The organism is Gordonia phosphorivorans, from assembly GCF_042432625.1.
GTDB classification, from domain to species: Bacteria; Actinomycetota; Actinomycetes; order Mycobacteriales; family Mycobacteriaceae; genus Gordonia; species Gordonia phosphorivorans.
In genome coordinates, this window is record NZ_JBHLWV010000054.1 from 1 (window position 1) to 23,878 (window position 23,878).

The window sequence follows — 23,878 nt, forward strand, 5'->3', positions numbered from 1 at the left end:
CAACTGGGAAGACGGCAACGGCATCCAACACGGATGGGGAGGCCGAAGCCGATAGAACACCCCCACGCCACGCCCGGGCCATACACACATTTTGGCCTTTAACCCCGACATGCGAGTACGGGGACCGCGGGACGACCGCACCGACCCCGGGATGCACGAACGCCCCGGTTCAATGAACCGGGGCGTTGGTGTTAAGAGCTCTTAATCAGACCGCAACGACGTTGGTCGCCTGCGGACCCTTGGGGCCCTGCTCGATGTCGAACTCGACTCGCTGCGCCTCTTCGAGGTTGCGGAAGCCGCTACCCGAAATCGCGCTGTAGTGGACGAAGACGTCTTCGCTACCACCGTCGGGGGCGATGAAGCCGAAGCCCTTTTCGCCATTGAACCACTTGACGGTCCCTTGTGCCATGCTGTTTTACTGCCTTCTTCAGATTGGCGGGCACAGATCTGTCACCCGCCCACTTACTATGTCACACCGACACCGCACTCCGAAACACCTCACGCGAAGTTTTCTCCGTCACACTCGGTTTCGGCGCCTCCGCAGCAGGTCAGGCGAAGCGCAGATCCAGCGTCGCCATGCCGAAGATCTTCTTGTCGTTGGCCTTCGCGGTCAGAATCACTGTGCCGCTGCGGGTTTCGGGGTCCAGTGACTTGATCTTCCCGCCGTACTCGATGTCGCCGCGACCGTCGGCCGGAACCACCGCGGGCGCGGACAGTCGCACGGCGTACTTGCTCACCGCACCCGGGTCGCCCGACCACTCGGAGATCGCGCCCGCGCCCATCCCCATGGTGAGCATGCCGTGGGCGATCACATCCGGCAGACCGGCCAGCTTGGCGATGGTCTCGTCCCAGTGAATCGGGTTGGCGTCGCCGGCCACACCGGCGTAGTTCACCAGGTCACCACGGGTGAGACCGTTGTGGCGCACCGGCAGCGCGTCACCCTTGGCGAGGCCGTCGAAGGAGCGTGAACCGACGGTGCGGATCGCGCCGGCCTGCGACAGCGGCGCCGGTTCGCCCTCCCGCACGGTCTTGACGTAGTCGGCCGCCGCGGCCTCGACCGACAGGATGTCGACGTCGTGCATCATCACCTTGGCGACGGACTCGGAGATCTGCGGATCCACTTCCTCGGCGGACACACCGACGACGGTCGTGTGCATGGTGTGGATGGTCTCACCGTGCTGATCGACGATCGTGTTGGTGATGGTGATCATGTCCTTGCCCGCGATCCGACGCACCGCGGTGAGCTCGACGTCGGTGGTCAGCACGTCGCCCACGACGATCGGACGGTGCTGATGGAACGACTGCTCGGTCTGGACGTAGGTCTCGTAACCCACCACCACTTCTTGCATCAGTTTCTGGTTGGCGGCCATCGCCGGGATCGACGTGAACGTCAGCGGCGCGACGAGTCCGCTGTAGCCGAGCTCGGCCGCCGCGGCGTCGTCCCAGTGCGCGGGGTGGTAGTCCTGCACGGCGCGCGCGTACTCGCGCACCTTCTCCCGCCCGACCTCATAGGTGTGGTCGGCCACGTAGTAGTGCCCGACCCGCTCCACCAGCGCAGTGTTCTCCGACGACGTCATATCTCTGTTCTCCAAACCCTTGACTCTCGGGGGAATAGTAGTACCGTCCCGCTGCTAATCCTCACGCGCTCACCCCCGCGAGTGCGCCGGATCTCAGGAACCTCCTGAGCCGGCCGACGCCACGCGTCCCGATCGTCCGGCGTCGGATTCGAGGGGCCCGTCGATCGGCGGGTAGAATCCCGCGATACACCCGACCGCCGGTCGGGTGGCCACGATGTCCAGTGAAGTCCGGTGCGAATCCGGCGCTGTCCCGCAACTGTGAAGCCGCCCATGGAGGCGGATGAGCCAGGTCAGCTGCTTCGTGGCGAACAGGCTTGATTCCTCGGAAGAAGGAATACCGTCATGACAGTCAGCACACTCCGTCGTCGCGGCACGGCCCTCGCGGGCCTGTTCGCGACCCTCGCCCTCCTCGTCTCGTGTTCGTCGGACACCGGCTCGGGCCCGATCACCGACACCGAGGGCGCGGCCGCCCGGATCGTCTCGCTCAGCCCGTCGGCCACCGAGACCCTGTTCGCCGTCGGCGCCGGGGACCGCGTGGTGGCCGTCGACGATCAGTCCGACTACCCCGAGAACGCACCGAAGACCGACCTGTCCGGGTACACCCCGAACCTCGAAGCGATCCTCGGCTACACCCCCGACCTCGTGGTGTCCAACGAACTGGCACCGGATGTGGTCTCCGGGCTCGAACGCGCCGGAGTCACCGTGCTGGACCTGCCCGCGCCCACGACGGTCGCCGACGCCTACTCCCAGATCGAGAAGATCGGCGTGGCCGTCGGTGAGGCCGACACCGCCGCCGAGGTGGTCGACGAGATGACCACGCGCATCGACAAGGCGGTCGCCGCGGCACCGCAGGCCGCCGGGCTCACCTACTACCACGAGCTCGATCAGACCTTCTTCACCGCAGCCGGGGACACCTTCATCGGGCACGTCTACGGCCTGTTCGGTCTGAAGAACATCGCCGGCGCCGAGATCGGCGGCGTGGTCTACCCGCAGCTGCAGGCCGAGCAGATCATCACCGACAACCCGGACCTGATCTTCCTGGCCGACACCTACTGCTGCGGCGTGACCCCCGAGGCCGTCGCCAAGCGCGCCGGATGGGATGAGATCACCGCGGTCCGCGAGGATCGGGTGTTCGTGCTCAACGAAGACATCGCGTCCCGCTGGGGCCCGCGCCTGACCGAGTTGGTCGAGCAGCTGAGCGGCATTCTCAGCAAGCTGCCCGCACCGGCACCGGTCGGGTGACCAGGACCGACTCCACTACCGCCGGGACCGTTCCCGGCGGCCGACCCACCCGCGCCGTCCCCGGACGGTGGCAAGACCGGCCCGGCGTGCGGTGGTCGGTGATCGCCGCAGCCGCGGTGTTGCTGGCCGCGGTGATGCTCGGCGCGATCCTCGTGGGCCCGGCCGGATTGTCCGCGCGCGGGGTCCTTCTCTCGCTGGTCGACGCGCTGCCCGGAGTGGACGTCGCGACCGGACTGACCCAGCAGCAGCACGCCATCCTGTGGCAGATCCGAATGCCGCGCGTGGTCCTGGGCGCGATGGTGGGGGCGACCCTGGCCATCGCCGGTGCGGCCTACCAGGGCGTGTTCCGCAATCCGCTGGCCGACCCGTACCTGCTGGGGGTGTCCTCCGGCGCCGGCCTCGGCGCCACCGCGGCCATCGTCGCCGGGCTGTCGATGAGTTCGGCGGCGGTGCCCACCGCTGCGTTCATCGGCGGTGCGGCCGCGGTGACCGCCACCCTCATGCTGGGGCGCACCGTCGGCGGCGGTCGCAGCGAGACGGTCATCATCCTGGCCGGCGTCGCGGTCGCGGCGTTCGCCAACGCCGGGCAGACCTACCTGATGCAGCGTCACAGCGAGACGCTGCGCCAGGTGTACTCGTGGCTGCTCGGCAGGCTCTCCACCGACGGCTGGTCGCAGGTGCAGGTGGTGGTCCCGTACGTGGCGATCACCCTCGCGGTGGTGATGGCCTTCCGCCGAACCCTCGACGTGATGCTCGTCGGCGACACCGAGGCCGCCAGCCTCGGCGTGGAACCAGTCCGGGTGCGCCTGCTCCTCATCGCGGTGGCCACGCTCGGCACCGCGGCGGTGGTCTCGGTATCGGGACTGATCGGGTTCGTCGGCATCGTCGTTCCGCATGCGGTGCGCATGCTGGTCGGGCCCGGGCACCGGCTGCTGCTGCCGCTGTCCGTGCTCGTCGGTGCCGTGTTCCTGGTCTGCGCGGACCTGCTGGCGCGCACGGTGATCGCGCCGGCCGAACTACCCATCGGCGTGGTGACCGCCGCGATCGGCGCGCCGTTCTTCCTCCTGGTCCTACGCCGCGGACGGGTGGCCCGATGAGCGCCCCCGACGTGGTGACCTGCCGCGGGCTGACCGTGGTGCGCAGCGGCCGCACCGTGGTCGACGCCGTGGATCTGACGGTGACGCAAGGTGAATGGGTCTCGATGATCGGCCCCAACGGCGCCGGCAAGACGACGCTGCTGCACGCACTGGCCGGCTTGCTGCCCGCGGGCACCTCCGTCGAAGGCGAGGTGACCGTCGCCGGTCGGCGGATCGGCCGCAGCAAACGGCGCGAGATCGCCCGGATGATCGCGATCATGCCGCAACGTCCCGTCGTGCCCGACGGCGTGACGGTCCGCGAACTCATCGCCCTCGGGCGCACCCCGCACGTCCCCCGTTTCGGTGTCGAGGGACCGCGGGACCGGAAGGTGGTCGCCGACGTGGTCGACCGCCTCGGGCTCGGGCCGCTGGCCGACCGCGTCGCGAGCACCCTCTCCGGCGGCGAACTCCAGCGCGCTGTCCTTGGCCGCGCACTGGCGCAGCAACCGAAGGTGTTGTTGCTCGACGAGCCGACCAGCGCGCTGGATATCGGCCGTCAGCAACAGGTGCTCGACCTCGTGGAACACATGCGCCGCGACGACGGCATCACCGTCGTGGCCGCCATGCACGACCTCTCCCTGGCCGCCGTCTACGGCGAGCGCATGATCCTCTTGAGCGACGGTCGCGCACTCGCCGACGGTTCGCCGACCGAGGTTCTCAATCCGGAATTGATCGGCGAGGTGTACGGCGCACGCGTCGACGTCGTCCTGCACGACGGCGTGCCGGTGGTGCTGCCGCTGCGCACCGAGCGACCGGCGTCCGACCGGGCCGAGGACGCCGAGGAAGCCGAGCCGGCGACGCCGCCGGGCACCGAGGTGTCGTCGTGACCGAGGTGGTGCTGCTGGGCAGCGGCGCGGCCGACGGCTGGCCCAACCCGTTCTGCCGGTGCGCGTCGTGCACCGCGGCCCGCGACTCCGGCGAACGACGCGGCCACAGTTCGGCGCTGATCGACGGCACCGTGCTGATCGACTGCGGGCCCGACGTGCTCGCCGCGGCCACCCACGCCGGGGTCGACCTGGCCGGGGTGCGCTACCTGCTGCTGACCCACGACCACTTCGACCACCTCGCCGGGCAAGCCCTGTTGATCCGGTCATGGGCGGGTGCCTGCACCCCGCTCGACGTGATCGGCCCGCCCGCCGCACTGGCTGCCTGCCGCGCCTGGATCGCCGACACCGACCCCGTGCGACTGAGGCCGGTTGCAGCCGGCGACGAGGTGACGCTGACCGGGAACGACGGCGACTACCGGGTCCACGTCCTGACTGCCGCGCACACTTCGACCCTCGGCGAACCCGCCGTCCTGTACGACGTCACCGCCCTCGACGAACACGGCGATCGCGCGGCCCGTCTGCTGTGGGCCGCCGACACCGGGCCGCTGCCCGCCGCGACATTGGACGCCCTCACCGGCACCGAGCTGGATCTCCTTCTGCTGGAAGAGACGTTCGGGCGATTCATCGAGCACGGCGCCGATCATCACGACCTCGACTCGTTCCCCCGCACCCTGGCCGCCCTGCGCAGCGCCGGTGCCGTCACCACCGGCACCCGCGTCATCGCCGTGCATCTGAGCCACCACAATCCCCCGCCCGCGCAGTTGGCCGAGGTCCTCGCCGAGTGGGGCGCCGAGATCGGAGTCGACGGCATGCGCCTACCCCTGCCGGACGAGGCCGCGACTGCGGTGTCGCCGCCGACGGGGCGAACGCTGGTGCTCGGCGCGGTCCGATCCGGCAAGTCTGTGCACGCCGAAACCCTTCTCGCCGACCAGGATTCGGTGCTCTACATCGCGACCGGCGGCACCCGTGACGGCGACGCCGAATGGGCCGAGCGGGTCGCCCTGCACCGGTCGCGCCGTCCCGCGAGTTGGCGCACCGCCGAGACGCTCGACGTCGCCACCGCCCTCGATGAAGCCGCCGGACCGGTCCTCATCGACTGCCTCGGCACCTGGCTCACCGGGATGATGGACCGCCACGAACTGTGGAGCGCACTCGAACGGTCCGACGACGGCGACCGCGCTCCGCTGACCCACGCCATGGCCGAGCTAAACCGTGAAGTCGACGGACTGATCGCTGCCTGGCGCCGCTGCCCGCACCGAGTCGTGGCCGTCAGCAACGAGGTCGGGTCCGGCGTGGTGCCCGCGACCGCCGCGGGCCGCGTGTTCCGCGACGAACTCGGACGACTCAACACCCGGCTGTCGGTGGAGTCCGAGCAGGTCGTCCTGGTAGTCGCCGGCCGCACCCTCCCCCTGCCCTGAATCTGAGCGAGAGTCGGCCGCTGCGCGCGGAAATCAACAGTTCACCGCCATATAGAGGGCACCGTGGTCAATATGACCACGGTGTTCCTCTATATGACAGCGAAGCCGTCTGGCGTCGCATGCCTCGCCGTCAGACGTTGATGTCGAAGCCCAACTCCACGTCGCACGCCGCCTGACCGCCGCTGATCCCCCAGCTGGCGGTGTCGAGGTCGCGCACCACGATGGTGATGTGGTCGCCCGGAATCCCGAGCGCGCCGAGGCGGTCCACGATCTCCCGGTACAGCGCCCGCTTGGCGTCGACGGATCGGCCCGCGAAGCAGTCGACGGTGACGAGGGTGTAGTGCTCCGGGCTGCTCAGCGTGTGCGGCACCGCGAAACGGTGCGGTTCATGCGCCACCAGCCGAACGTGCTTGTCCTGCACGGGAATTGCGAAGGCGGCCACCAGCGAATCGTGCACGGCGTCGATGATGGCGGTCTCCACCGCGGGCGCGTGGGAGCGACGGACTTCGATCTGAGTACTCGGCATCCACGCACGGTATCACCGCCTGCGCGGCGTGCGGGCGTGAGCGCGAGCACACCGAGCGCCCGCCGTATCGAGGCCCCCACGACGACGAAATAGGATTCACCGCATGGCTTCTGACCTGCCGATCGGCACGCTCCTCGACTCCTCGACCCCCGCCTCGCTCAATCCCGCGCGGCTCAATCGACACACGTTCTGGTGCGGCCAGAGCGGATCGGGCAAGACGTACTCGCTCGGTGTGCTGCTGGAGCAGGTCCTGCTGCACACCCGACTGCCGATCGTGGTCCTGGACCCGAACTCCGACTTCGTCCGCATCGGCGAGATCCGCGAGGACGCCCCGCACGAGCAGGCTGCCGAACTCGCGAAACGCGACATCCGCGTCCTGCACTCGGCGGCGGGCCAGGGTCAGCAGCTCAAGGTCAAGTTCCTCGGGCTCGACGTCCGCTCCCGTGCCGCGCTGCTGCAGTTGGATCCGGTCCTCGACAAGCGGGAGTACAACACGCTGCTGCGCGCCGAGAGCTCCGGGGTTACCGACTTGGAGGGGCAGGCGCTGATCGACGGGCTGCGTGGCAGCGGCGATCCCGACTTGCACGACATCTCGTTGCGGATCGACAACCTCGGCGTAACCGAGTGGGACATATGGGCCTACGGCGACGAAGCGGTCACCTCCGTCGTCGACGCGCAGGCCGACGCCACGGTCGTCGACCTCGGCTCGTTCGACGTCAAGGAGCAGATGCAGACGGCTGCGCTCGCCGTCCTGGAGCACCTGTGGAACAACCGGCACGACCGTGTCGGTCGCCTGGTGGTGCTCGACGAGGCGCACAACCTGTGTTCACCGGAGCCCTCCTCCCCGCTCGAAGAGCTGCTCACCGACCGGATCGTCCAGATCGCCGCCGAAGGCCGCAAGTACGGGATCTGGCTGCTGTTGTCGACGCAGCGGCCGTCGAAGGTGCACCCCAACGCCCTGTCGCAGTGCGACAACCTCGCGCTGATGCGGATGAGTTCGGCGCACGACCTCGCCGAGCTGGGCCTGGCGTTCGGCTACGCACCCGCCGACCTCCTCGAACGCGCCATGGGATTCACGCAGGGCCAGGCGCTGTTCGCCGGCGGCTTCGCACCCGAGCCCCAGCTGATTCAGGTGGGCAAGCGGCTCACCGAGGAGGGCGGCTCCGACGTCGCAGTGCCACTGCGCTGAGCGGGCCGACACCGCCGACTCGGCGCTGAACCCGGTTGCGCCGACTACCTTTTCGGACATGGCGCACTACGTGGATCCGATCGACGGCACCGAGTACCCGATCGACGCACCGCGGTGGCGGTCGGACGCAGGACGACCGCTCTGGATCGCACCGGGCGGCGGTCTGGGGCGCGACGACATCGACGCGTCGACGGCGTCGCTGTGGCGCTACCGCGCGGCGTTGCCCGTCGAGTTCGGGCATCCGATCACGCTCGGCGAAGGGCGGACGCCGCTGCTCGAACGCGCATGGGGTGCTCTCGGTCGCCCGCTGTTCAAACTCGACTTCCTCAATCCCACCGGCAGCTTCAAGGACCGGGGAACGGCGGTGATGCTGTCGTACCTGCGTGATCGGGGCGTCACAGCGGTGCTCGAGGACAGTTCGGGCAACGGCGGCGCCTCCGTCGCCGGGTACGGTGCGGCCGGCGGGATGGGCGTCACGATCTTCGCGCCGTCGTCCACGTCACCGAGCAAGATCGACCAGGTCCGCGCGTACGGCGCGACGGTGGAGCTGGTGGAGGGCCCGCGCGAGGAGTCGCAGCACGCGGCGATCCGCCGGTCGGAGAGCAGCCGGTCCGGGAGCGACGCCTTCTACGCGAGTCACAACTGGCAGGCGTTCTTTCTGCAGGGCACCAAGACGTTGGCGTACGAGATCTGGGAAGATCTCGGCTTCCGCGCACCTGACAACGTGATCGTTCCGGTCGGGGCGGGCAGCAGCCTGCTGGGCTGTTGGCTCGGGTTCCGTGAGCTCGCGTCGGCCGGACAGATCTCGACACCGCCCAGGCTGTTCGCGGCGCAACCGCTGAACTGTTCACCGGTCGACGCCGCGTTCAGTGCGGGATCCGATGGGCCGGTGGCGCGACCGGTGTCCCCGACGATCGCCGAGGGCACCTCCATCGCCCGCCCCCTGCGACTGCCCCAGATGCTCCATGCCCTCCGGGACAGCGGTGGCCGCTCCGTCGCCGTCCCCGAAGCCGATATCGCGCGCGCCCTGCACGACCTGTGCGCAGGCGGGCTGTTCGTCGAGCCGACCAGCGCGACGGCCGCGGCCGCGTACTCGTCGCTGCTGGCGTCGACCGCGATCACGCCGTCGGAGACGACGGTCGTGCTGCTCACCGGGTCGGGGTTGAAGGCCGCCTCGGCGGTTGCCGACGTCGTCGCAGCCGTGTACTGAGTCGGCGAGACGCCTGGGCGTCGATGCGCAACACGAATCCCGTGTTTTCGTCGAACGCACCTGCTGCGGGGCGCATACTCCCTACATGGACTCCTCCTCCGAAGCCGGTCAGCCATCCGTGTTGCCTCGCGGCGTGGTCGTCCTGATCAGTCTCGCGTGCATCGTCGTCGCCGTCGCCGGGCTCCGGTCGATCGCCGGTCTCGTCGGCCCCGTGGTGCTCGCGCTGATGCTCACGATCGCCGTGCATCCGCTGGGACGTTGGCTCCGAAAACGCGGCTGTCCCGCCTGGCTGGCCGCGCTGGCGATTCTGCTCGGGGTCTACGGGATCATCATCTTCCTGTTCGTGTCGGTGATCTTCTCCATCGCGCAGCTGGCCACGCTGATGCCCCAGTACGCGGACAAGTTCGACGGGATCGTCGACGATGTACGCAGCTTCCTGAGCGACCGCGGCATCGACGAGAGCAGCATCCACGACATGCTCGCGAACGTCGACGCGGGCAAGCTGATCTCGACGGCCGGGAGCCTGCTGTCGGGGCTGATGTCGGCGACCTCCGGCCTGATCCTGGTCCTCACGGTCGCGCTGTTCATGGCGATGGACGCGATCGGCTTCGGCGACCGGATCGCCATCCTCGATCGCATTCGCCCCAACGTCTCGAAAGCCCTCGGCGAGTTCGCCGCGGGCACGCGCACCTACCTGGTCGTCAGCACCGTGTTCGGTCTGATCGTCGCGGTGCTCGACGCCGGCGCGCTCTGGGCCCTGGGCATACCGTTGCCGTTCCTGTGGGGCCTGCTGTCGTTCATCACCAACTACATCCCGAACATCGGGTTCGTGATCGGCGTGATCCCGCCCGCTCTCCTCGCGCTGCTCGACGGCGGCGCCGGGAAGATGCTCCTGGTGATCCTCGTCTACAGCGTGATCAACATGGTGATCCAGACCGGCATCCAGCCCAAGTTCATCGGCGACGCGGTCGGGTTGTCGACCACCCTGACGTTCCTGTCGCTGGTGGTGTGGGCCTGGATCCTCGGTCCGCTCGGCGCGATCCTCGCGGTCCCGCTCACCATCCTCGTCAAGTGCCTGCTCATCGACATCGACCCGACCACGCGGTGGATGAATTACCTGATCGCCGACTCCGTCGACAAGAAACCCGCCCCCGATCCCGAAGGAACCGCGCCTGCGTGATCCCCGCGGTCGTCATCGCTCACGGAACGCGGTACGTCCACTCCGGCGTACTGAACTTGTCCCGCACCAACTCGCGCGCGGCCGACATCTCCGCGTCGGTGTAGCCCGCCTCCCGTGTGGTGTACCGCGCGCGGAAGTGCGCCAGAAACGCGTCGATGATGTCGGCACGCGTCATGCCGGTCTGCGAGCGCATCGGGTCCACCCGCTTACCGGAGCTGGTGATGCCCTTGTCGGAGATCTTCTCGCGCCCGATCCGCAGCACCTCGGTCATCTTGTCGGCGTCGATGTCGTACGACATCGTCACGTGGTGCAGGACGGCGCCGCCGACGATCCGCTTCTGCGCCGCGCCGCCGATCTTGCCCTGCTCGGAGACGATGTCGTTGATCGGCACGTAGCTGGCCTTGATCCCGACATCGGCCAGCGCACCCATCACCCACTGGTCGAGGAATTCGTACGAGCGCTCGAAGCTGAGCCCGTCCACTAGGGACCCGGGCACGACCAGCGAATAGGTGATGCAGTTACCGGGCTCCATGAACATCGCACCGCCGCCGGAGATCCGCCGCACGATGCCGATGCCGTGCCGCTGCGCCGCGTCCTCGTCGACCTCGTTGCGCACCGACTGGAACGAACCGATGACCACCAGCGGCGAGTCCCAGTCCCAGAACCGCAGCGTCGGAGGTCGCGTGCCGGCGGCGACTTCGCGCAGCAGCACCTCGTCGAGGGCGACGTGCATGGCCGGTTCCAGCACCATCGGCGCGATGACGTCGAAGACGTGGTCATGCCAGCTCGATGCGTGCCCGAGTGCGCGCCGCACCGCGATGCCGACCGACTCGGGCGTGAAGCCGACCATCGAGACGTGCTCGGGCAATGCCTGCGCGATCCGCTCGGCAAGCGCGGCCGCGTTCGCGGTGATCGGAGCACCGATCAGCGCGTCGGTGATGGTCTCGAGCGCCTCGTCGGGTTCGAGGAAGAAGTCGCCCGACAGCGCCACCTTCGTCAGTCGATCGTCGGCCGCCTCGACGTCGACCACTACCAGCTTGCCGCCCGGGACTTTGTATTCAGCATGCACGGGGACCAGCCTATCGGTGGGCGACGACGCACGGTGTCCGACGTTTCCGGTGGGAACGGGGTGGGAGATGCAGAAAACCGCTCCCTCCGAGATTCGGAGAGAGCGGTTGATCTGCGTAAACGGTCGGGCTGACAGGATTTGAACCTGCGACCCCTTGACCCCCAGTCAAGTGCGCTACCAAGCTGCGCCACAGCCCGTTTCCCTTGCGGGATTTTCGTACCCCGCAAGCGGAGCGAGGACTACATTAGCGCACCGCTCCCGCGGATCACTAATCGGCCTTCGCACCGGCGAAATCACCCGAAACCACCAGGCGATTCACGCACCCGCGACCTACGAGGCATCCGCGTTCTTGCGGTCCACCCACACCCAGATACTCGTGACGATCAGCGCGCCGACGAGCGACCAGATGATGCCGCTGGGCTCGAAGGCGAAGCCCTCGCCGGCGATCAGGCTACCGAGCGCGCCGCCGACGAAGGACCCGAGCACACCGGCGCCCAGGGCCATGCCCCAGTTGACGCCGGAGCCCTTGCTGGACCCCAGGATCCATTGCGCCGCAGCGCCGATGAGCATTCCCCAGAGGATGATTCCGATGATCAGCATGCAGGAAGTATTACACAGCAGTTACTTTCGGCTGCGGGTCCGTTCGCGCTTGTCCTTGACGCGCACGTTGACGCGCACCGGCGAGCCGTCGAAGCCGAACTCCTCGCGGAGTCGACGCTCCAGGAACCGGCGGTAGCCGGCCTCCAGGAAGCCGTTGGTGAACATGACGAAGGTCGGCGGGCGGGTGGCCGCCTGCGTCGCGAACATCACGCGGGGCTGACGTCCACCACGCACCGGCGGCGGCGTGGCAGCGATGACGTCCTTGAGCCAGTTGTTCAGCTTGCCGGTGGAGACGCGGCGGTCCCACGACTCGAGGGCCTCCTCCATCGCGGGCACCAGCTTCTGCACCGAGCGGCCGGTCTCGGCGGAGATGTTGACGCGGCGGGCCCACGGCACGCGGGCCAGCTCGCGGTCGATCTCCTTGTCGAGGTCGTAGCGACGCTCCTCGTCGACCAGGTCCCACTTGTTGAACACGATGACCAACGCGCGGCCGCTGTCGATGATCATCGACAGCACGCGCAGGTCCTGCTCGGTGATCTCTTGGCTCGCATCGATCAGCAGCAGCGCCAGCTCGGCCGATTCCAGGGCCCCACGGGTCCGCAGGGACGCGTAGTACTCGTGGCCGGTGGCGGTGTGCACCTTGCGGCGCAGTCCGGCGGTGTCGACGAACTGCCACGTCTTGCCGTCGAGCTCGATGATTTCGTCGACGGGGTCGACGGTGGTGCCTGCGACGTCGTCGACCACCACGCGCTGCTCCCCGGCCAGCCGGTTCAGCAGCGAGCTCTTGCCGACGTTCGGCTTGCCCACCAACGCGATACGACGCGGACCGCCGGCGGCGTACCGCTCGCGCGGCGTCTCCGGCAGGTTCTCCAGGATCGTGTCGAGGAGGTCGGCGGCGCCGCGGCCGTGCGAGGCCGAGATCATGTGCGGCTCCCCCAGGCCCAACGACCACAGGGTCGCCGCGTCGGCCTCCGCGCGCTCGCTGTCGACCTTGTTGGCGGCCAACAGGACCGGAACCTTGGCACGACGCAGGGTGCGCGCCACCGCCTCGTCGGTCGCCGTGGCGCCCACAGTCGCATCGACCACGAGCACGATCAGGTCGGCGCTCCGCATGGCCTGTTCGGCCTGCAGGCTGATCGACGCCTGCATGCCCTTGGCGTCCGGCTCCCAGCCGCCGGTGTCGGTGACCATGAACTGGCGGCCGGTCCAGGTGGCCGGGTACGAGACGCGGTCACGCGTCACGCCGGGCACGTCCTCGACCACGGCCTCGCGGCGGCCGATGAACCGGTTGACCAGCGTCGACTTGCCGACGTTCGGTCGTCCGACGATCGCGACGACCGGCAGCTTCTCCGCCAGCTGCTCGTCGCCGTCGGTGACGAAGTCCGACAGGTCCCAGTCGGCCTCGTCGCTCCAGGTGCCGTCGTCGGCGAAGGCGTCTTCGCCCGAAAAGTCGCTCTGCGGGAAATCGTTCTCAGACATCGCGCACTCCGATCCGCTCGCCGACCAGTTCGGTCAGTCGGTCGAGCACTTGCTGCAGGGTCAGGTCACTGGTGTCCACGTGCACCGCGTCGTCGGCGGGCCGCAGCGGGCTCACCGCGCGGGTGGAATCCAGGTGGTCGCGCCGGTTCACACTGGCGAGCACCTCGTCGAGGTCACTCGCCCGGCCGGCGGCCAGGTTCTGCCGGTGGCGGCGCTCGGCGCGCGCCTCCGGCGTGGCGGTCAGGTACACCTTCAGCGCCGCCGTCGGAAAGACGACGGTGCCGATATCGCGGCCCTCCACCACCAGGAAGTCGTCGACGGCGTGCAGGCGTTGCAGCGCCACCAGCTTCTCGCGCACCACGGGATTGGCCGACACCGCCGACACCGCGGCGGTCACCTCGTCGGTGCGGATCTCCCGGGAGACGTCGACGCCGTCGAGGCAGGCGACGGTGTCACCGTCGTCGCCGACGCTCACCCGGATGTCCGCGGCCTCCACCACCGGCGCCGCGGCCGCGTCGTCGGCCGGATCCACCCCGGCGCGCAGCACGGCCAGCGTGGCCGCCCGGTACATCGCGCCGGTGTCGAGGTAGTGCGCGCCCACCCGCCGGGCCAGCTGCCCGGCGACGGTCGACTTGCCGGTGCCCGCGGGACCGTCGATCGCGACGACGTCGAGCACGGCGGTCACATCGCCACCGCCTTGTACAGCGCGCCGACTTCCTTGCTGTCGAGCACCCGCATGCTACCCGGACGCTGGTTGCCCAGCGCGATCGGCCCGATGTCGGTGCGCACCAGGCGCTCCACCGGGAAGCCGACCTCGTCGAGCAGGCGACGCACGATGTGCTTGCGGCCCTCGTGCAGCACCAGGCGCACCAGACTGCGGCCCTCGTGCAGTTCGAGCACGGAGAACTCGTCCACCGACGCGTGCCCGTCGTCGAGCTCCACACCGTTGCGCAGCACCCGGCCGAGGCCGCGCGGGACCTGCCCGCGGACGGTGGCCAGGTACGTCTTGGGCACCTCGAACGACGGATGCATCAGCCGGTGCGCCAGCTCGCCGTCGTTGCTGAGCAGGATCAGCCCCTCGGTGTCGGCGTCGAGCCGACCGACGTGGAACAGTCGCTGCCCGGACATCACGCGCTCGGCCACCAGGTCGCCGATGCAGGGGCGTCCCTGCTCGTCGCTCATGGTCGACTGCCAGCCCTTGGGCTTGTTCAGCGCCAGATACTGCTTGGTCTCGTCGATGATCACGCGGGCGCCGTCGACCTTGATGATCGAGTTCGACGGATCGATGCGCAGACCCTGTTCGACGACGATCTCGCCGTCCACCTCGACGCGGCCGGCCGCGATCAGTTCCTCGGCTCCGCGCCGGGAGGCGACGCCGGCGGCGGCCAGCACCTTCTGCAGCCGCATGCCGTCTTCGATGTACACCGCGCCGTCGCCCTGCAGGTCGGCGTTCTGCGTACGCGCGGGCTTGGCGTTGTTGAGGCGGATGCGGCCCGAGGCCACATCGGGGCGTGAACCCTTGCGGTGGGGCTTGCGGCTCGACGGCTGCTGGCCCGGTCGGCCCTTGCCCTTACCGCCTGCGGCCTTGCCTCCAGCGCCCTTGGCGCCTGCACCCTTGCCGCCTGCGCTCTTACCGGCGCCGGTGGCGCCGGCGCGCTTGTCCGAGGCACTCTTGCGCCCCGACTTCGGGCCGTCGGCGGCCTTGCCCTTGTTGGTCGAACGGGAGCGGCGCGCGCCGTCTCCCTGTCCCGGTCTGCCGTCTCGGCTAGCGGTTGCCATGGTCAATCCTTTAGTTGTTCAGCTGTTCACTCGTCGGCGTCCCGCAGGACCTCCGACGCCGTGTCGGTATCCGATTCTGCCGCCGCGGCCGCCAGTTTGGCGAATCGCGGGTCGTCGAGCAGTTCCTCGCCGAGGTCGTCGATCACGTCGACATCGGGCAGGAGCGGCGCCAGGTCGGGCAGCTCGGACACCGATGCCAACCCCAAACGCTCCAGAAATAATTCCGTGGTTTCGTACATGATGGCGTGCGTCTGTCCGTCCGCGCCGGCCTCGTTGATCAGCCCGCGCGCCAACAGGGTCCGGACCACACCGTCGACGTTGACCCCGCGGATAGCGCTGACCCGGGCACGGGTCACCGGCTGCCGGTAGGCGATCACCGCGAGCGTCTCCAAGGCGGCGCGGGTCAGTTTGCTGCGCGCGCCGTCCAGCAGCAGGCTCTCCACGTACGGGGCGAACTCCGAGCGCGTGTAATAGCGCCAGCCGTCCCCGGCGTAGCGCAGATCGATGCCGCTGCCGGAGGCGGTGAGGTCGGCCGCGATCTGCCGCAGCACGCCGCGCACCCGCACCCGATCCTGATCGACGACGGCGGCCAACTCCTCGGTGGAGATCGGCGAATCCACCACCAGGAGAACGGCTTCCAGCGCACCGCGCAGTTCGGTGTCGTCGAGGAACCGCTCCCCCTCGTCGTCGAGGGTCGGGTCGGCGAGCTCGCCGTCGGGCCCGTTCGTCATTGGTAGTCCTCCGCCTCTTCGATCACCTTGGCCAACTCGTCGGCGTCGGCTTCGCCGGTCCACGTCACCGTCAGCAGCCCCAGCGCCTCGGGTTGGGTGAACGTCACCGCACGCTCGCGATACAGCTCCAGCAGCCCGAGAAAACTCGCCACCACCTCCAGACCGTCGACGCAGTCGGCCACCAACTCTCCGAAGGTGAGACTGTGCTCGGGTGCCGCGCGCAGCAGCTCACTCACGCGTTTGGCCTGCTCGGGGACCGACACCGGGGAACCGTGCAGGTGTCCGAGGCCGACGGTCGGGGTGGGACGCGGGGCCATCGCGGCCGCCGCGATCTCGGCGAAACGCTGCGCGTCGACGCCCAGTCGCACCTCCGGCAGCAGGTCCGCATACCGCTCCTCCAGCGACACCGCGCGCGGATAGCGTTGCAGCGCAGTCGCTTCCAGTTCCGCGAACAGTTCGGCCACCTGCTTGTACGCCCGGTACTGCAGCAGTCGGGCGAACAGCAGATCGCGCGCCTCCAGCAGCGCCAGATCCTCCGGGTCCTCCACCTCGCCGGACGGCAGCAGGCGCGCCGCCTTCAGGTCGAGCAGCGTGGCCGCGATCACCAGGAACTCGGTGGTCTGCTCCAGGTCGCCGTCGGGTCCGAGGGCCTTGGTGTAGGCGATGAAGTCGTCGGTGACCACGTGCAGGGCGACTTGCGTCACGTCGAGACGGTGCTGGCTGATCAGGTTCAGCAGCAAGTCGAACGGTCCGGTGAAGTTACTGAGCTTCACCTGGAAGCCGGTCACCTCTTCGACGGGCTCGGGCAGCACGGTCGGGGGCATGACCCCTGCTACTGCTCGTTGCGCGCGATGACCTCGCGCGCCAGGTTTCGATAGGCCAGCGCACCGGCCGACTTGGGGGCCCAGGAGGTGATCGGCTCGCCGGCCACCGAGGTCTCCGGGAAACGGACGGTCCGACTGACCACGGTGTCGAACACGGCGTCGCCGAAGACCTCCACCACGCGCGCCATCACGTCCCGCGAATGCAAGGTGCGGGAGTCGAACATGGTCACCAGGATGCCGCCGAGCGTGAGCCGCGGGTTGAGGCGGTCGTGCACCTTCTCGATGGTGTCGGTCAGCAGCGCCAGACCGCGCAGACTGAAGTACTCGCACTCCATCGGGATCAGCACACTGTCCGCGCAGGCCAGCGCGTTGACGGTGAGCAGCCCCAGGGAAGGCTGGCAGTCGATCAGGATGTAGTCGTAGCGGTCGGCCACCGGATGCAGGGCCCGGGCCAACGCCTGCTCACGGCCGACCTCGCTGACCAGTTGGATCTCCGCGGCCGACAGATCGATGTTCGACGGCAACAGGTCCAGACCGTCCACGCGGGTGCGCAGCAGCACGTCGTCGGTGGCCGCGTACGGCGCCACCAGCAGGTTGTGCACCGTCTCGTCGAGTTCGTGGTGCGGAACCCCGAGCCCGGCCGAGAGCGCGCCCTGCGGATCCAGGTCCACCAGCAGCACGCGGCGGCCGGCCTCGGCGAGCGCGGCCCCCAGGTTGATGGTCGAGGTGGTCTTGCCGACCCCGCCCTTCTGGTTGCAGACGGCGATCACCTTGGCGGGCCCGTGCTTGTCGAGCGGGCGAGGATCGGGGATGTCCCGGTACGGCCGACCGGTGGGGCCGAGCTCGGGCGGAGCGGTCCCCTCAAGGGGCAGTTGACCGGTGACTCCAGGCTTGTCTGCGCTCACCTGTGGCCTGCTCCTCCCCGGCGGAATCCCGCCTACGCTCGCAGGCGATTACCCGCCCGTTCGTGAATCACCCTAATGGTATCTGGCCGCCCGCCGTCGCCGTATGCCAGCGCGGCGGACGACCCGACGGGGCTAGCCGTGGCCGACCGCACCCCGAACCCGCTGCTGCAGTTCGGCCTTGCGAATCTTGCCGGCCGGCGTCATCGGGAGCTCCTGCACGATCTCCAGGTGCACCGGCACCTTGTAATTGGCCAGCCGGGTCCGGCAGTGTTCGATCAGTTCCGCCGGCTCGGCGGCCCCCGGACCGGTCAGCACCACGAAGTAGTAGCCCACCTCGCCGCGCACCGGATCGGGTGCGCCCACTCCGGCGGCGGTCACCACGGCCGGATGTTCGACGAGGATGTTCTCCACCTCGGCCGGATACACGTTGTACCCGCCCTGGATGTACATCTCCTTGCTGCGGCCGCGCATCTCGATGTGCCCGCTCTCGGACATCACCACCATGTCGCCGGTCAGCAGCCACCCGCCGACGAAGGTCGCGGCGGTGGCCTCGGGCCGATCCCAGTAACCGTCGGCGATGCTGTCGCCGCGCAGCTGCAGCTCGCCGTCGACGCCGGCGGCGACCGGCGTCCCCTGCGCGTCCACCACTCGGGCCTGCACCCCGTCCAAGACCACGCCCAGGGTCGACAGCAGCGTCTGCTCATCGTCATCGGGTGCGGACATGACAGCCGCACCCGAACTCTCCGACAGGCCGTACAGATTCATCAGTCGGGCCTGCGGAGCGGCCGCCATCAACGCCCGGAACAGCGCCGGCTCCACGTTGGATCCTCCGGAGATCGCCAGGCGGACCGGCAGCGTCTCCCCGGGAGCGAGCTCGGCGAGCATGAGCTTCATCATCATCGGGACGCCGGTCAGCACGGTGATCCGATGCTCGCGGGCCAGCTTCATGGCCACCGCCGGGGAGAAGGCCCGCACCAGGATCACCAGGCCGCCGCCGAGCAGCATGGCCAGCAGCGTGCAGGTGACGCCGCCGACGTGGTTGAACGGAAGGATGCCCAGCACCCGATCCCGCTCGTCGATCCCGGTGCGCTTGACCTGCCCGTCGGCCGAGGCCAGCAGACTGCGATGGGTGAGCACCGCCCCCTTGGGCGTGCCGGTGGTCCCCGAGGTGTAGAGGATCAGCAGCGGGCTGGCCGGATCCACCGGATCCAGCGGGAGCGCGACGTCCGCGGGGTCGGTGGCCGACAACTCGCGGAAGTCGAGCAGATCGGCCCCCTCGTCGGTCCCGACGTAGACGATCGTCTCCAGCGCCGGCAGCCGATCGCGCAGTGATGCGTGCAGCGGAGCGAACTCGAACTCCCCCGACCGCGCCTCGCTGATCAGCATGGTTGCTCCCGAGTCGCCGAGCATGAACAGCAGTTCGCTCTCCCGGTAGCGCACGTTCAGCGTCACCACGATGGCACCGAGCCGGGCGGCGGCCAGCAGCGTCTGCACCCATTCGACGCGGTTGTCCAGGGCGATGGCGATCCGGTCGCCCGGGCCGATCCCCCGCGCGGCCAGCCCCGCCGCGACCCGATCGACGTCGGACAGCAGCCCGGCGAAGCTCACCGAGCGGGAACCGTCGATCAGGGAGGTCGCGTCCGGCGACAGCGCGACGCGGTCGACGAGCGTCGCGTACAGGTCACCGGCGGGCGAAGAGATCACACGATCGGACATGAAAACGGCCTCTCAGATGGATTACCCCCCACGGAACTGTTGTCTCGGCCACAGTAGCAACCCGACCGAGCGCTTGCTCACTTTCGCTGTGCGGGGACCGTCCCTGGCCGATGAGCGGATGCGGGCGGGCCGCGCGGCCTACCATCGGGGCGATCGACCCCCTGGCAAGACGCACCTACCGAGAGGACCAGCCATGGCGCTGCGCGAGATCACCTTCGAGTCGGCCAACGGTCGCGACCAGGTGCACGGCTGGATCTACGCCCCGGCCACCGAACCGACCGCCATCGTGCAGGTGGTGCACGGGCTCGGCGAGCACTCGCGCCGCTATCTGCACATGATCTCGGCGCTGCTCGACGCCGGTTTCGTGGTGGCCGCCGACGACCATGCCGGCCACGGAGCCACCGCGGTGGCCTCCGGAGTCTGGATGGACACCGGAGCGGACGGCGCGCGGGCCGTCGTCGCCGACGAGCGCACCCTGCACGACCTCGCCGTGCAGGCGTACCCGGGACTCCCCTTCTTCCTGTTCGGCCACAGCTGGGGGTCGATGATCGCGCGCGAGTACGCCGCCGAGTACGGCGACGACCTCGCCGGGCTGATCCTCTGCGGCATCGCCGCCCAGATCGAAGGGATCGACACCGGGATCGACCGCCGAGCCCTGGCCGAGGCCATTGCGGCCGGCCGGGGTACCGAACCCGCGCCGGAGGTCATGGGGGCGATGTTCGCCGGCATGGTCGACCGGTTCCCGGAGGCCACCACCGGCACCGAGTGGGTGGCCGCCGATCCCGGGGTGCGCGCCGATCACGCCGCCGATCCGCTCAACGCGCTCGCCGATCCGATGACGACGCGGTTCGTGCGCGACTTCGTCGCTCTGTACGACGCGGTCAACGACGGCTGGGCCGATCGGGTGCGGTCGGACCTGCCGGTGCTCATCGTGGCCGGCGACCAGGACCCGGTCGCCAACTACGGCGAGGGCGCCTATCACGTCGCGAACGCACTGTTCACGAGCGGAAACCGCGATGTGCGCACCGTCGTGTACCCCGGTGTGCGCCACGAGATCCACAACGAACCGAGCACCCGCCCCGCCGTCGAGTCCGAGCTGATCGCGTTCGTCCAGGCGCACCGGTAGCGGCTCGCCGCCCGGGCCCTACCGGGCCCGCGGATGCGCGGTCGCGTAGACCTCCCGCATGGTGTTCACCGTGACCAGCGTGTACACCTGGGTGGTGGTCACCGAAGAGTGTCCCAACAGTTCCTGCACCACGCGGACGTCGGCGCCGCCGTCCAGCAGATGCGTGGCGAAGCTGTGTCGCAGGGTGTGCGGAGAGACCTCCTTGTCGATCCCGGCGCGCCCGGCCGCGTCGACCAGGACCTGCCATGCGCTCTGCCGGGACAGCCTGCCGCCGCGGACGTTGAGGAACAGCGCGGGCTCGCCCCGCTTGCTCAACGACGGGCGTCCGCGGACCAGGTAGGCCTCGAGGGCCGCGATCGCCGGGCGGCCCACCGGCACGATCCGCTCCTTGCCGCCCTTGCCGCGCAACACCACCGCGCGGTGCTCGGTGTCGATGTCGTCCACGTCGAGCGCGGTCACCTCGGAGATCCGCGCGCCGCAGCTGTAGAGCAGCTCCAGCATCGCCCGATCCCGCAGTGCCCGAGGGTGATCGGCCGCTCCGGCCGCCTCCAGGATCACCAGGACCTCGTCCACCGACAGTGCCTTGGGCAGGCGCCGGGGAGCCTTCGGCGGCCGAACGGCATGCGCGACGTCCTCGACCACGATGCCTTCGGCGGCAGCGAACTTGTGCAGCCCCCTGGTGGCCACCAACGTTCGTGCCACCGACGAGTCGGCCAAGGCCGCCACCCCGGATTCCGGGTCACCCTTCCGAAGGGAGACCAGGAAATCCCGCACGTCCGCTTCGGAAACGGCTGGGAGCGTTCGCAATCCGCGTTCGGCCAAGAACTGCGAATACCGGCCGAGGTCCCGCCGGTACGACGACACGGTGTTCGCCGCCGAGCCCTTCTCCACCGTCAGATGATCCAGATAGCGTTGGACGAGCTCGTCGAGGGAGATCTCCGCGTCGACCAAGGTCATTGCCGCCCGGTGAAACGCCGCGGCCGATCGATCCACGGCGCATCGGGTGCGCGCAGTTCGACGCCGCTGCGCAGCACCTCCGCGGCGGCCAGCACACCCGCGACCGTGCTGGCGTTGACGATCTCACCGCTCAGCGCCGCCGCCACCGCGTCCTCGAGGGACAGCCAGAGCACTTCCAGGTCGGCTTCTTCGTGATGCCGCGGCCCGGAGTCGACGGCGCGCAGATCCTCGGCGAGGAACACCCGGGTGGCCTCGTCGCAGAAGCCGGCCGACGACACCAGGTCGACCAGGGTCCGCCACGACCCGGCGGCCAGGCCCGCTTCTTCGGCCAGCTCGCGTTGCGCGGCGTCCAGCGGCGATTCCTCGGGTCCGCCATCGAGCAGACCGGCGGGCAGTTCCAGCAGTCGGCGTTGGATCGGATGACGATACTGGCGCACCAGCGCGATCCGCCCCTGCTCGTCGCGCGCGAGGATCGCCACCGCGCCGTGCTTGGACACCACTTCCCGCTGGGCCTCGCCCGACGGCATCACCACCTGGTCCAGGCGCAGCGCCAGGATCGCACCGCTGTACACCGTCGTCGAGTCACGGACGGTGAACTCGTGCGATCCCGGCGCGCCCACGACTATTGCTCCGGCTTCTCGGTCACGTCGACGCCGGCGGCATCCTCGGCCAGCCCGGTCGGGTCGTAACCCTTCAGCTCCACCGGAAGACGGACCGCGGCCTTGTAGCGCAGCGCCGCCTCGATGAAGGCCGAGAACAGCGGGTGCGGCCGCGTCGGACGGCTCTTGAGTTCCGGGTGCGCCTGGGTGGCCACCAGGAACGGGTGGACCTCCCGCGGGTACTCCACGAACTCCACCAGGGTGCCGTCCGGCGAGGTGCCGGAGAACTGCAGGCCCGATTCGGCGATCTGCTCGCGGTAGGCGTTGTTCACCTCGAAGCGGTGGCGGTGCCGTTCGCTCACCTCGGTGGTGCCGTAGGCGCGCGCCACCTGGCTGCCCGGGGTCAGCGTGGCCGGGTAGGAGCCCAAGCGCATGGTGCCGCCCAGGTCGGCGTCGCCGGCGACGGCCGCGGTCTGATCGGCCATCGTGGCGATCACCGGCTGCGGCGTGTCCGGATCGAACTCGGTGGAGCTGGCCTCGGTCAGACCCACCGACCGCGCGGCCTCGATGACGACGCACTGCAGGCCCAGGCACAGGCCCAGTAGCGGCACCCCGCGTTCGCGCGCATACGAGATGGCGCCCAGCTTGCCTTCGATCCCGCGGATGCCGAAGCCGCCCGGGATCATGATGGCGTCGACGTCGCGCAGCGCCGCGTCGGCGCCCTCGGGCGTCGCGCAGTCGTCGGACGGGACCCAGAGGATCTCGGTGCGCGCGTAATGCGCGAAGCCGCCGGCGCGAATGGCCTCGGTCACCGACAGGTAGGCGTCGGGCAGGTCGATGTACTTGCCGACGATCGCCACGGTGACGGTCTCGCGCGGGGAGTGCACGCGGTCGAGGAGGTCGCCCCACACGGTCCAGTCCACGTCGCGGAACGGCAGACCCAGCTGGCGCACCACGTAGGCGTCGAGCTGCTCCGAGTGCAGGACCTTCGGGATGTCGTAGATCGACGGGGCGTCGGGGGTGGAGATCACGCCGTCGACGTCGACGTCGCACATCAGGGCGATCTTCTTCTTCAGCGCCTCCGGCACCGGCCGGTCGCAGCGCAGGATCAGCGCGTCCGGCTGAATGCCGATGCTCCGCAGCGCCACCACCGAGTGCTGGGTGGGCTTGGTCTTGAGTTCCCCGGACGGCGCCAGGTACGGCACCAGGGACACGTGCAGGAAGAAGACGTCGTCGCGACCCAGGTCGTGGCGGATCTGCCGGGCGGCCTCCAGGAAGGGCTGCGACTCGATGTCGCCGACGGTGCCGCCGATCTCGGTGATCACCACGTCCGGCGTCTCACCCGAGGCATCGGGCTCGTGCATGGCCAGCATGCGCGACTTCAGTTCGTCGGTGATGTGCGGGATCACCTGCACCGTGTCGCCGAGGTACTCGCCGCGGCGCTCCTTGGCGATGACCGTCGAATAGACCTGACCGGTGGTGACGTTGGCCGACGCGCCCAGATCCCGGTCCAGGAAACGCTCGTAGTGGCCGATGTCCAGGTCCGCTTCGGCGCCGTCCTCGGTCACGAAGACCTCGCCGTGCTGGAAGGGGTTCATGGTGCCCGGATCCACGTTCAGATACGGATCCACCTTCTGCATCGTCACTCGCAGACCGCGTGCGGTGAGCAACTGACCGAGGCTCGAGGCCGTCAGACCCTTACCAAGGGACGACGCAACGCCGCCCGTGACAAAAATGTGCTTGGTGCCTGGCTGCCCATGGCGCTGTGATCGCAAACTGTTGCTCCCG

23 protein-coding genes, 1 tRNA gene and 1 riboswitch are annotated in these 23,878 nt (G+C 69.2%); of the genes, 8 read left to right on the forward strand and 16 right to left on the reverse strand.

Annotation, left to right across the window (positions count from 1 at the left end):
• Positions 1-205: 205 nt before the first annotated feature.
• Positions 206-409 (reverse strand): cold-shock protein, encoded by a 204-nt coding sequence (locus tag ACFFJD_RS16990; RefSeq protein ID WP_246996287.1) that lies wholly within the window; start codon positions 407-409, stop codon positions 206-208.
• A 139-nt stretch (positions 410-548) separates the two neighbouring features.
• Positions 549-1,577 (reverse strand): fused (3R)-hydroxyacyl-ACP dehydratase subunits HadA/HadB, encoded by a 1,029-nt coding sequence (locus ACFFJD_RS16995; RefSeq protein ID WP_382366372.1) that lies wholly within the window; start codon positions 1,575-1,577, stop codon positions 549-551.
• A 197-nt stretch (positions 1,578-1,774) separates the two neighbouring features.
• Positions 1,775-1,893: riboswitch (cobalamin riboswitch) on the forward strand.
• Positions 1,894-1,919: 26 nt separating this feature from the next.
• Between ACFFJD_RS16995 and ACFFJD_RS17000 the strand changes: the two genes are divergently transcribed.
• The 4 genes from ACFFJD_RS17000 to ACFFJD_RS17015 all read left to right on the forward strand — a co-directional run bounded on the left by ACFFJD_RS17000 (position 1,920) and on the right by ACFFJD_RS17015 (position 6,200).
• Positions 1,920-2,819: an ABC transporter substrate-binding protein gene (locus tag ACFFJD_RS17000; protein WP_382366331.1), complete on the forward strand. Its 900-nt coding sequence runs from the start codon at positions 1,920-1,922 to the stop codon at positions 2,817-2,819.
• A 134-nt stretch (positions 2,820-2,953) separates the two neighbouring features.
• A complete protein-coding gene (locus tag ACFFJD_RS17005; RefSeq protein ID WP_382366375.1) occupies positions 2,954-3,916 on the forward strand; it encodes a FecCD family ABC transporter permease in 963 nt (320 codons plus the stop codon).
• Positions 3,913-4,782, forward strand: a complete 870-nt coding sequence (locus ACFFJD_RS17010) for an ABC transporter ATP-binding protein (protein ID WP_345313446.1) — start codon at positions 3,913-3,915, stop codon at positions 4,780-4,782. Before ACFFJD_RS17005 ends, ACFFJD_RS17010 begins: the two co-directional genes overlap by 4 nt.
• On the forward strand, positions 4,779-6,200 hold the full coding sequence (locus ACFFJD_RS17015) for a bifunctional adenosylcobinamide kinase/adenosylcobinamide-phosphate guanylyltransferase (RefSeq protein WP_382366333.1): 1,422 nt from the start codon (positions 4,779-4,781) through the stop codon (positions 6,198-6,200). The genes ACFFJD_RS17010 and ACFFJD_RS17015 overlap by 4 nt, the downstream gene beginning before the upstream one ends.
• 130 nt (positions 6,201-6,330) lie before the next feature.
• Here the strand turns inward: ACFFJD_RS17015 and ACFFJD_RS17020 are convergent, their stop codons facing one another.
• Positions 6,331-6,726 (reverse strand): tautomerase family protein, encoded by a 396-nt coding sequence (locus ACFFJD_RS17020; protein WP_246996299.1) that lies wholly within the window; start codon positions 6,724-6,726, stop codon positions 6,331-6,333.
• Positions 6,727-6,829: 103 nt separating this feature from the next.
• Between ACFFJD_RS17020 and ACFFJD_RS17025 the strand changes: the two genes are divergently transcribed.
• From ACFFJD_RS17025 to ACFFJD_RS17035, 3 genes are all read left to right on the forward strand, one after another.
• On the forward strand, positions 6,830-7,915 hold the full coding sequence (locus tag ACFFJD_RS17025; protein ID WP_345313448.1) for an ATP-binding protein: 1,086 nt from the start codon (positions 6,830-6,832) through the stop codon (positions 7,913-7,915).
• 58 nt (positions 7,916-7,973) lie between these two features.
• A complete protein-coding gene (locus ACFFJD_RS17030) occupies positions 7,974-9,125 on the forward strand; it encodes a threonine synthase (RefSeq protein WP_382366336.1) in 1,152 nt (383 codons plus the stop codon).
• A gap of 85 nt (positions 9,126-9,210) precedes the next feature.
• The gene (locus ACFFJD_RS17035; protein ID WP_382366338.1) at positions 9,211-10,305 is read left to right on the forward strand and encodes an AI-2E family transporter; all 1,095 of its coding nucleotides are present in this window, start codon (positions 9,211-9,213) and stop codon (positions 10,303-10,305) included.
• 19 nt (positions 10,306-10,324) lie between these two features.
• Here the strand turns inward: ACFFJD_RS17035 and lplAB are convergent, their stop codons facing one another.
• The 10 genes from lplAB to ACFFJD_RS17085 form a co-directional block, all read right to left on the reverse strand.
• The gene (gene lplAB / locus ACFFJD_RS17040; protein WP_246996309.1) at positions 10,325-11,374 is read right to left on the reverse strand and encodes a lipoate-protein ligase LplAB; all 1,050 of its coding nucleotides are present in this window, start codon (positions 11,372-11,374) and stop codon (positions 10,325-10,327) included.
• Between the two features lie 123 nt (positions 11,375-11,497).
• Positions 11,498-11,571, reverse strand: a tRNA-Pro gene (locus ACFFJD_RS17045).
• Positions 11,572-11,704: 133 nt separating this feature from the next.
• Positions 11,705-11,974 (reverse strand): GlsB/YeaQ/YmgE family stress response membrane protein, encoded by a 270-nt coding sequence (locus ACFFJD_RS17050; RefSeq protein WP_246996311.1) that lies wholly within the window; start codon positions 11,972-11,974, stop codon positions 11,705-11,707.
• Between the two features lie 21 nt (positions 11,975-11,995).
• Positions 11,996-13,453, reverse strand: a complete 1,458-nt coding sequence (der, locus tag ACFFJD_RS17055) for a ribosome biogenesis GTPase Der (protein WP_382366341.1) — start codon at positions 13,451-13,453, stop codon at positions 11,996-11,998.
• Positions 13,446-14,129: a (d)CMP kinase gene (gene cmk / locus ACFFJD_RS17060; RefSeq protein WP_382366377.1), complete on the reverse strand. Its 684-nt coding sequence runs from the start codon at positions 14,127-14,129 to the stop codon at positions 13,446-13,448. Before cmk ends, der begins: the two co-directional genes overlap by 8 nt.
• Before the next feature lie 5 nt (positions 14,130-14,134).
• Entirely contained in the window at positions 14,135-15,232 is a 1,098-nt protein-coding gene (locus ACFFJD_RS17065) for a pseudouridine synthase (protein ID WP_382366343.1), read from the reverse strand.
• Between the two features lie 26 nt (positions 15,233-15,258).
• The gene (gene scpB / locus ACFFJD_RS17070; protein ID WP_382366345.1) at positions 15,259-15,963 is read right to left on the reverse strand and encodes an SMC-Scp complex subunit ScpB; all 705 of its coding nucleotides are present in this window, start codon (positions 15,961-15,963) and stop codon (positions 15,259-15,261) included.
• Entirely contained in the window at positions 15,960-16,787 is an 828-nt protein-coding gene (locus tag ACFFJD_RS17075; RefSeq protein WP_382366347.1) for a segregation and condensation protein A, read from the reverse strand. The genes scpB and ACFFJD_RS17075 overlap by 4 nt, the downstream gene beginning before the upstream one ends.
• Positions 16,788-16,795: 8 nt before the next feature.
• Positions 16,796-17,692: a ParA family protein gene (locus ACFFJD_RS17080; protein ID WP_382366349.1), complete on the reverse strand. Its 897-nt coding sequence runs from the start codon at positions 17,690-17,692 to the stop codon at positions 16,796-16,798.
• A 132-nt stretch (positions 17,693-17,824) separates the two neighbouring features.
• Positions 17,825-19,408 (reverse strand): class I adenylate-forming enzyme family protein, encoded by a 1,584-nt coding sequence (locus ACFFJD_RS17085; RefSeq protein WP_382366350.1) that lies wholly within the window; start codon positions 19,406-19,408, stop codon positions 17,825-17,827.
• 193 nt (positions 19,409-19,601) lie between these two features.
• On the opposite strand from ACFFJD_RS17085, the gene ACFFJD_RS17090 reads away from it, so the two are divergent.
• Complete coding sequence (locus ACFFJD_RS17090) at positions 19,602-20,534, forward strand: alpha/beta fold hydrolase (RefSeq protein WP_382366352.1); 933 nt, start codon at positions 19,602-19,604, stop codon at positions 20,532-20,534.
• Positions 20,535-20,552: 18 nt separating this feature from the next.
• On the opposite strand, the gene xerD is transcribed toward ACFFJD_RS17090, so the two are convergent.
• The 3 genes from xerD to pyrG are packed head-to-tail and all read right to left on the reverse strand — an operon-like array spanning position 20,553 to position 23,865.
• Positions 20,553-21,491 (reverse strand): site-specific tyrosine recombinase XerD, encoded by a 939-nt coding sequence (xerD, locus tag ACFFJD_RS17095; RefSeq protein ID WP_382366354.1) that lies wholly within the window; start codon positions 21,489-21,491, stop codon positions 20,553-20,555.
• On the reverse strand, positions 21,488-22,111 hold the full coding sequence (locus ACFFJD_RS17100) for an NUDIX domain-containing protein (protein ID WP_382366356.1): 624 nt from the start codon (positions 22,109-22,111) through the stop codon (positions 21,488-21,490). Before ACFFJD_RS17100 ends, xerD begins: the two co-directional genes overlap by 4 nt.
• 2 nt (positions 22,112-22,113) lie before the next feature.
• The gene (pyrG, locus tag ACFFJD_RS17105; protein WP_382366358.1) at positions 22,114-23,865 is read right to left on the reverse strand and encodes a CTP synthase; all 1,752 of its coding nucleotides are present in this window, start codon (positions 23,863-23,865) and stop codon (positions 22,114-22,116) included.
• Between the last annotated feature and the right edge of the window lie 13 nt (positions 23,866-23,878).

Coding starts and splice junctions, on each gene's coding strand:
- ACFFJD_RS16990 (WP_246996287.1), bottom strand. CDS start 409: ATGGCACAAGGGACCGTCAAGTGGTTCAATGGCGAAAAGGGCTTCGGC.
- ACFFJD_RS16995 (WP_382366372.1), bottom strand. CDS start 1,577: ATGACGTCGTCGGAGAACACTGCGCTGGTGGAGCGGGTCGGGCACTAC.
- ACFFJD_RS17000 (WP_382366331.1), top strand. CDS start 1,920: ATGACAGTCAGCACACTCCGTCGTCGCGGCACGGCCCTCGCGGGCCTG.
- ACFFJD_RS17005 (WP_382366375.1), top strand. CDS start 2,954: ATGCTCGGCGCGATCCTCGTGGGCCCGGCCGGATTGTCCGCGCGCGGG.
- ACFFJD_RS17010 (WP_345313446.1), top strand. CDS start 3,913: ATGAGCGCCCCCGACGTGGTGACCTGCCGCGGGCTGACCGTGGTGCGC.
- ACFFJD_RS17020 (WP_246996299.1), bottom strand. CDS start 6,726: ATGCCGAGTACTCAGATCGAAGTCCGTCGCTCCCACGCGCCCGCGGTG.
- ACFFJD_RS17025 (WP_345313448.1), top strand. CDS start 6,830: ATGGCTTCTGACCTGCCGATCGGCACGCTCCTCGACTCCTCGACCCCC.
- ACFFJD_RS17030 (WP_382366336.1), top strand. CDS start 7,974: ATGGCGCACTACGTGGATCCGATCGACGGCACCGAGTACCCGATCGAC.
- ACFFJD_RS17035 (WP_382366338.1), top strand. CDS start 9,211: ATGGACTCCTCCTCCGAAGCCGGTCAGCCATCCGTGTTGCCTCGCGGC.
- ACFFJD_RS17050 (WP_246996311.1), bottom strand. CDS start 11,974: ATGCTGATCATCGGAATCATCCTCTGGGGAATGCTCATCGGCGCTGCG.
- der (WP_382366341.1), bottom strand. CDS start 13,453: ATGTCTGAGAACGATTTCCCGCAGAGCGACTTTTCGGGCGAAGACGCC.
- ACFFJD_RS17065 (WP_382366343.1), bottom strand. CDS start 15,232: ATGGCAACCGCTAGCCGAGACGGCAGACCGGGACAGGGAGACGGCGCG.
- scpB (WP_382366345.1), bottom strand. CDS start 15,963: ATGACGAACGGGCCCGACGGCGAGCTCGCCGACCCGACCCTCGACGAC.
- ACFFJD_RS17075 (WP_382366347.1), bottom strand. CDS start 16,787: ATGCCCCCGACCGTGCTGCCCGAGCCCGTCGAAGAGGTGACCGGCTTC.
- ACFFJD_RS17085 (WP_382366350.1), bottom strand. CDS start 19,408: ATGTCCGATCGTGTGATCTCTTCGCCCGCCGGTGACCTGTACGCGACG.
- ACFFJD_RS17090 (WP_382366352.1), top strand. CDS start 19,602: ATGGCGCTGCGCGAGATCACCTTCGAGTCGGCCAACGGTCGCGACCAG.
- xerD (WP_382366354.1), bottom strand. CDS start 21,491: ATGACCTTGGTCGACGCGGAGATCTCCCTCGACGAGCTCGTCCAACGC.